This window comes from Vibrio scophthalmi LMG 19158 (assembly GCF_000222585.1).
In the GTDB taxonomy this organism is placed as follows: domain Bacteria; phylum Pseudomonadota; class Gammaproteobacteria; order Enterobacterales; family Vibrionaceae; genus Vibrio; species Vibrio scophthalmi.
In genome coordinates, this window is record NZ_AFWE01000217.1 from 21,511 (window position 1) to 27,748 (window position 6,238).

Genomic DNA, 6,238 nt, shown 5'->3' on the forward strand with positions numbered 1-6,238 from the left:
AAACCTCCCGGAGGAGGTTTCTTAGAAACTAGCCTTCTAGCTCAGCTAGGCACATTTCATCGTAAATCTGCTTACACCAGTTATTTACACGTTCTTCGGTAAGTTCTGGTTGGCGGTCTTCATCGATACATAGACCAACAAATTGGCTATCGTCGCCTTCAACAAGCGCTTTTGAAGCTTCAAACTCGTAGCTTGCTGTTTCAGTGTAACCTAGGATTGTGCCGCCTTTCGCTTCAACGATATCGCGTACAGTACCCATTGCATCACAGAAGTACTCTGCGTAATCTTCTTGATCGCCACAACCGAAAATTGCAACAAGCTTGGTAGAGAAGTCAACTTGCTCAAGTTCAGGGAAGAAATCATCCCAGTCACATTGTGCTTCGCCGTAATACCAAGTAGGGATACCTAGTAGAAGAAGATCAAAGTTATCAATGTCTTCTTTGCTGCTTTTCGCAATGTCTTGAACGTTAACTAGCTGCTTGCCTAGTTGTTTTTGAATCATCTTTGCAACAGCTTCAGTGTTACCTGTGTCACTACCAAAGAAGATACCTACACTTGCCATAGATTCATTACCTTTACAATTGTCTACTTATTAGCATTTGGCTAAGGGTTAACCTAAACCTGTCCCTTCCCAGCTTATCTGGATTAATCCTTTAACGATGAATCCAGCACAGCCAAGAAAGAGAACCAACCACACGATGCGACGCCCAAAGGGAGGAACATTACCTGCCTTTAATACATCTTTAATCGCCATACCAATTAAGAAAAAGATAGCAGCGAACAACAGGTCGAGACCAATAGACTCGATCATGTTCATGTAGTCGTAAAGCATGGTATCCCTTTATGCTAATTTACTTGCGCAGCACTATACCACTGTTATTCACCAAAGTTAATGCGATCGTCTCTCACTTTATGCTTATACCATTATAAATCAGTATCGCCGCATTAGGCCGGATCAAAATCGTGGTTAACTGTGATATTGCCTCGTAGTAAAGTTATCGTTTCGTTTTTAATCATCGCATTTTTAGGCAATAAATTTACGAATAGTACGCAATACCTCGGCTGGTTTTTCTGCATGCAACCAATGGCCAGTGTTGGCAATGACATGCGCTTTGGCTTGTTGGAACTGAGCTTGAATTTGTGCTTGATACTCTGGCAGCAGGTAATCTGAATCCGCCCCTTTAATAAATAAGGTTGGGGTTGAGACCGTTTTGATTGGTTGCCAGCCCATAATATGGCTGTAATTGTCCCATAAGTGAGAGACATTAAAACGCCAAGTAAGATGTTCTTCATTTTTGTACAGTGATTTGCTCAAAAATTGTCGAACACCATCGATCTCAATATGTTTCGCCAGTATCTCCATCGCTTGTTTGCGATCACTTGGTTTTTCCGCCTCGACGGCTTTTAGGCCTGCAAAGACATTGGTGTGACGTTGTTGGGTATATTCCACTGGTGCCATGTCGAGAACGATCAGTCTTTCTACTTGATCTTCGAGTAGCTCGGTCAGTTTCATTGCCACTTTACCGCCCATCGAATGACCAATTAAGGTAAAGCGTTCAATCGATAACACTTTCAGTAAATCCGCAATATCCTGAGCTTGCGCTGCATAGGTATGTTCACTGGAATGTAACGACTGACCATGGTTACGTAAATCGATACTCAGTACTTGGTAGTCGTGTTTTAAGTCGCGCGCAAGTAGGCCAAGGTTATCGAGATTTCCGAATAAACCGTGGATCAAAACAATGGTGTGACCCTCACCTTCGAGTTTGTAGTTGAGCTGTTGTGACATTTTATCTTATTCGTGACTGGTTTAACGTAGAGTCTGAGAGAAGATCTCGCTATAATCGCCTCAGAGTTTAAACATAGAGATTGTGAAAAGCGAATGAAAACAATTGAGGTTGATGAGGATCTATACCGTTACATCGCAGGTCAAACCCAACATATCGGTGAAAGTGCATCCGATATTTTGCGTCGATTGTTGAATGTAGATGGACAAGTTCAGGCCGCTCAACAGCAACCTATTATTGAGCCAATCGGCTTAGTAGTGAGTAAAGACGCTGTGAAAGAAGTTCAATTGGATGGCGTGAAAGAGATGCGTTCCCTGTTGATTTCAGATGAGTTTGCTGGCCTTAAAAAAGCCATTGACCGTTTTATGCTAGTGCTTTCTACGCTGCATCGTATTGATCCAGAAAGCTTTTCGGAAGCTACCCAAGTTAAAGGCCGTAAGCGTGTCTACTTTGCTGATAATGAGCAAACGTTGCTAGCGAACGGTAACACCACGAAACCGAAGGCAATTCCAGCCTCGCCTTTCTGGGTGATTACTAATAACAATACCAGTCGTAAAAGACAAATGGTTGATCAACTCATGTCACGGATGAGTTTCCCTGCAGACCTGATTGAAAAAGTAACCCTCTCAATCTAGTTTGTAGCACAGAGCCTCATAATATTGCGTTAACAGTTATGGGGCTTTTTTGTATCTATAAAATTTAGAAAGGATGTCAAAATGGCTATGCACCCGAGAGCTGGACAAAAGGCTCAACAACAGGATCTTCATAATATTCCTGTTTTAGTTTCGAATTACTTCCTGTTGCAACCAGACCCAAGCAACCTAGCGCATAAAGTTGAGTTTGGTACCTCAGGTCACCGTGGTACGGCAGACAAAGCGACTTTTAATGAAAACCACATCTTAGCGATCGCACAAGCGATTGCGGAAGTACGTGCTGAGCAAGGTACTAAAGGTCCGCTGTTTGTCGGTAAAGATACTCACGCCTTGTCTGAACCTGCATTTGCTAGCGTACTTGAGGTATTGGTGGCAAACGGTATTGAAGTGATTGTCCAGCAAGATAATGGCTATACGCCAACACCGGGTGTGTCTCATGCAATTTTGACTTACAACCTTGCGCATCAAGATAAAGCCGATGGGATCGTGATTACGCCATCGCACAACCCTCCACAAGATGGTGGTATTAAATACAACCCAACTCATGGCGGCCCTGCTGAAGATACTCTCACAAAAGCGATTGAAAACCGTGCGAATGTTCTGATTGCAGAAGGTTTGCAAGGGGTGAAGCGTATGCCGTTAGCCGATGCCAAAGCATCACCACTGTTTAAGCAAGTGGATTTGGTTAAGCCATACATTGATGACTTAGTTAATGTTATCGATATGGAAGCGATTCAAAAAGCCAACTTAAAGCTGGGTGTTGATCCACTCGGTGGTAGCGGTATCGATTACTGGCGTCAAATTGGTAAAGCGTACAACCTTGATCTGACCTTGGTAAGCGAAGCGATTGATCCTACGTTCCAGTTTATGTCATTGGATAAAGATGGTGTTGTTCGAATGGACTGTTCATCGCCGTATGCAATGGCGGGTCTACTGGCGCTTAAGGACGATTATGACTTGGCATTTGGTAATGACCCTGATTACGATCGTCACGGCATTGTGACCGCAAAAGGGTTGATGAATCCAAACCACTTCTTAGCGGTATGTATCGACTACCTATACCGTCATCGTCAAGGCTGGGGTAAAGAAGTTGCGGTAGGCAAAACACTGGTTTCTAGTGCTCTGATTGACCGTGTTGTTGCTGATCTTGGTCGTGAACTGTGCGAAGTACCGGTTGGCTTTAAGTGGTTTGTTGATGGCTTATACAGCGGTCAGTTTGGTTTTGGCGGCGAAGAGAGCGCTGGGGCTTCATTCCTACGTAAAGATGGCACGCCTTGGTCAACTGACAAAGATGGCATCATCTTATGTTTACTTGCGGCGGAAATTACGGCAGTAACCGGTAAAAATCCACAGCAATATTACGAAGAGCTTGCGGCGAAGCACGGTGAATCGAAATATAACCGTATTCAAGCGGTGGCGAATGGCCCACAAAAAGACGTATTGAAGAAGCTTTCTCCAGAGATGGTCGCTGCCGATACGCTAGCGGGTGACGCGATCACAGCTCGTCTTACGCACGCTCCAGGTAATGGCGCAGCAATCGGCGGTTTAAAAGTGACCACCGAAAATGGCTGGTTTGCCGCTCGTCCATCAGGCACTGAAGATATCTACAAGATCTATTGTGAAAGCTTCAAAGGTGAAGAACACCTCAAGCAAATCGAGCAAGAAGCGCAAGAGATCGTAAACCAAGTGTTCAAGGACGCGGGTTTATAGAATCAAGTTTGATGTTGATAAAAAAGAGCTGACGAAAGTCGGCTCTTTTTTTTGAGAATCGAGAGGCGAGAATAGAGAATTGAGAAAGAGCAAAAGCATCGAGCGCAATGTTCGGCTTTCGCTTTTCATCTCTCGTTTCTCGCATTTCTCGCCTCTCAAAGCGCAGCGTTCTGTTTTCGCTTCTCATCTTTCGCTTCTCGCATTTTCTCGCTTCTCGAAGCGCAGCGTTCTGCTTTTCACCTCTCGCCTCTCGAAGTGCAGCGTTCTGTTTTCGCTTCTCATCTCTCGCTTCTCGAATTTTCTCGCTTCTCAAAGCGCAGCGTTCTGCTTCGCTCAGCGGTGCGGCCAGCAATCGGGTACTACAAACCAAAACTGGCCCTGTTTAGTTTGGGCATGGATAAAGCGTTCTGGATTTGGGTTAATTGGCTCTAACTGCTCTCCTAAGCCAATCGCCCAACGCTCTTTCGGCAGATGAAATAGTGGTTGCTTGATTTGTTGAGATTGCGAGTAATAGCACCAATAGCCATTGATGAGTTGATCATTTAGCGGGTAGCCAAGGCAATGGGTTGGGGTGATTTCGTCACTAAATGGGTTGGTGTAAAGCCGCCCTTGCATCAATAAATGATGCGATGCCACGTCAAGCTGCGGGTACTGCTGGTGGAAGGTGTCAGAGTAAGACATCGCCAATTGGTGATTAAGCATACGGTCGAGCTTTTTATCAAGCTGATCATGCGCATTGGGGCCAAACCATGTCCCTTGATGAAGAAGATAAAACTTGATCGCCACTTCCCAATGTTCAAGTTGATCGCGTTGCTGGTTATGCAATAACAGATCGATGGCTCCGAGTGTTTTACCCGCTTGGTTTAGTTGGATTTCTTCCATTGCAACGCGGTAATTGTCGCTGTGCTTGAAGGCTTCGGTACACAAGTGTTGATAAAGAAAGCCTAAGCGGCGATTGCCGTGATACTGGCTATTTTCAGCCAGAGGCTGTACCTGCAAATGGCTAAGATCAGCAAAGGGCTGATCGGCGGCTATCAGGTTTGGCTGGGTAATAATCCAATCATAAAAATCAGTCAGGGCAGTCATGATAATCCGTTAGCAATTGTTCGCGTTTTTTTCGACATTGAGCAGTGAAGTTGCTATAACCACGACAATACACGTCGCTCAAGTCAGGATACTGGAAAGTAAGATGAATAATCTACAACTAGAAAAATTACTTAACGAAAAATTGTCCCCTCAATTAATCAAAGATTACAGCCCAAACGGCCTACAAGTCGAAGGGGCGGTTGAGGTTAAGGTTATTGTTACTGGTGTCACAGCATCGCAAGCACTAATTGATAAGGCGGTAGAGCTTAACGCCGATGCGCTGTTGGTGCATCACGGCTACTTTTGGAAAGGTGAACCCGAGCCAATTAGAGGCATGAAAGGTAAGCGCATTCGAACCTTGATTAAAAATGACATCAATCTATTAGGTTATCACTTACCACTTGATATTCATCCTGAGCTGGGCAATAACGCGGAATTAGCCCGTTTGCTGGAGATTGAAGTAGAAGGTGGTCTTGAAGGTCATCCTCAATCAGTGGCTATGTTTGGTCGTTTAAAACAGCCTCTAACGGGGGCTCAGCTCGCGGAACGTATCAATCAAGTGCTTGATAGAGTCCCATTGCATATTGCGCCTGACAACGCAGACAAGCTGATTGAAACGATTGGTTGGTGCACTGGCGGTGGTCAAGATTACATTGAATTGGCTGCGCAACACGGCTTAGATGCGTTTATCTCTGGTGAGATTTCAGAGCGTACCACTTACAGTGCGCGTGAGCTTGATATTCATTACTTCGCCGCAGGCCATCATGCAACAGAGCGCTACGGTATTAAAGCGCTGGGCGAGTGGCTCACCGCTGAGCACGGTTTTGATGTGACCTTTATCGATATCGATAATCCGGTTTAGAGAAAGGAAGGAACGGACTTCGTCCTTTGAGAGGCGAGAGTTTAGAAGCGGGAGCGGACTTCGTCCTTTAAGAGGCGAGAATTGAGAGCTTTGAAGCGAGATCCCCAACTCGCTCGTACCTCGCTCTTGAGGATGACGAT

At 45.1% G+C, this 6,238-nt stretch carries 8 protein-coding genes; 3 read left to right on the forward strand and 5 right to left on the reverse strand.

Annotation, left to right across the window (positions count from 1 at the left end; all coding sequences use genetic code 11):
• Positions 1 to 28 precede the first annotated feature (28 nt).
• The 3 genes from fldA to RH88_RS19705 all read right to left on the reverse strand — a co-directional run bounded on the left by fldA (position 29) and on the right by RH88_RS19705 (position 1,789).
• On the reverse strand, positions 29 to 562 hold the full coding sequence (gene fldA, locus RH88_RS19695) for a flavodoxin FldA (RefSeq protein WP_005599349.1): 534 nt from the start codon (positions 560 to 562) through the stop codon (positions 29 to 31).
• 48 nt (positions 563 to 610) lie between these two features.
• Complete coding sequence (locus RH88_RS19700; RefSeq protein ID WP_005599351.1) at positions 611 to 832, reverse strand: DUF2788 domain-containing protein; 222 nt, start codon at positions 830 to 832, stop codon at positions 611 to 613.
• A 192-nt stretch (positions 833 to 1,024) separates the two neighbouring features.
• Positions 1,025 to 1,789: an alpha/beta fold hydrolase gene (locus RH88_RS19705; RefSeq protein ID WP_005599354.1), complete on the reverse strand. Its 765-nt coding sequence runs from the start codon at positions 1,787 to 1,789 to the stop codon at positions 1,025 to 1,027.
• 93 nt (positions 1,790 to 1,882) lie between these two features.
• On the opposite strand from RH88_RS19705, the gene seqA reads away from it, so the two are divergent.
• Together seqA and pgm are read left to right on the forward strand one after the other, a co-directional pair.
• Positions 1,883 to 2,422: a replication initiation negative regulator SeqA gene (gene seqA / locus RH88_RS19710; RefSeq protein ID WP_005599356.1), complete on the forward strand. Its 540-nt coding sequence runs from the start codon at positions 1,883 to 1,885 to the stop codon at positions 2,420 to 2,422.
• 81 nt (positions 2,423 to 2,503) lie between these two features.
• A complete protein-coding gene (pgm, locus tag RH88_RS19715; RefSeq protein WP_005599358.1) occupies positions 2,504 to 4,150 on the forward strand; it encodes a phosphoglucomutase (alpha-D-glucose-1,6-bisphosphate-dependent) in 1,647 nt (548 codons plus the stop codon).
• On the opposite strand, the gene RH88_RS19720 is transcribed toward pgm, so the two are convergent.
• Both RH88_RS19720 and RH88_RS19725 read right to left on the reverse strand, forming a co-directional pair.
• Positions 4,131 to 4,502: a hypothetical protein gene (locus RH88_RS19720; RefSeq protein WP_005599359.1), complete on the reverse strand. Its 372-nt coding sequence runs from the start codon at positions 4,500 to 4,502 to the stop codon at positions 4,131 to 4,133. The two genes, pgm and RH88_RS19720, sit on opposite strands and share 20 nt — an antisense overlap.
• Positions 4,484 to 5,236, reverse strand: a complete 753-nt coding sequence (locus RH88_RS19725; RefSeq protein WP_005599361.1) for a DUF1853 family protein — start codon at positions 5,234 to 5,236, stop codon at positions 4,484 to 4,486. The genes RH88_RS19720 and RH88_RS19725 overlap by 19 nt, the downstream gene beginning before the upstream one ends.
• Positions 5,237 to 5,339: 103 nt before the next feature.
• On the opposite strand from RH88_RS19725, the gene RH88_RS19730 reads away from it, so the two are divergent.
• Positions 5,340 to 6,098, forward strand: a complete 759-nt coding sequence (locus RH88_RS19730; RefSeq protein ID WP_005599363.1) for a Nif3-like dinuclear metal center hexameric protein — start codon at positions 5,340 to 5,342, stop codon at positions 6,096 to 6,098.
• Positions 6,099 to 6,238: the final 140 nt, after the last annotated feature.

What these genes read in the sequence shown, in the direction of transcription:
- fldA (WP_005599349.1), bottom strand. Translation starts at nt 562, where the DNA reads ATGGCAAGTGTAGGTATCTTCTTTGGTAGTGACACAGGTAACACTGAA.
- RH88_RS19725 (WP_005599361.1), bottom strand. Translation starts at nt 5,236, where the DNA reads ATGACTGCCCTGACTGATTTTTATGATTGGATTATTACCCAGCCAAAC.
- pgm (WP_005599358.1), top strand. Translation starts at nt 2,504, where the DNA reads ATGGCTATGCACCCGAGAGCTGGACAAAAGGCTCAACAACAGGATCTT.
- RH88_RS19730 (WP_005599363.1), top strand. Translation starts at nt 5,340, where the DNA reads ATGAATAATCTACAACTAGAAAAATTACTTAACGAAAAATTGTCCCCT.
- seqA (WP_005599356.1), top strand. Translation starts at nt 1,883, where the DNA reads ATGAAAACAATTGAGGTTGATGAGGATCTATACCGTTACATCGCAGGT.
- RH88_RS19705 (WP_005599354.1), bottom strand. Translation starts at nt 1,789, where the DNA reads ATGTCACAACAGCTCAACTACAAACTCGAAGGTGAGGGTCACACCATT.
- RH88_RS19700 (WP_005599351.1), bottom strand. Translation starts at nt 832, where the DNA reads ATGCTTTACGACTACATGAACATGATCGAGTCTATTGGTCTCGACCTG.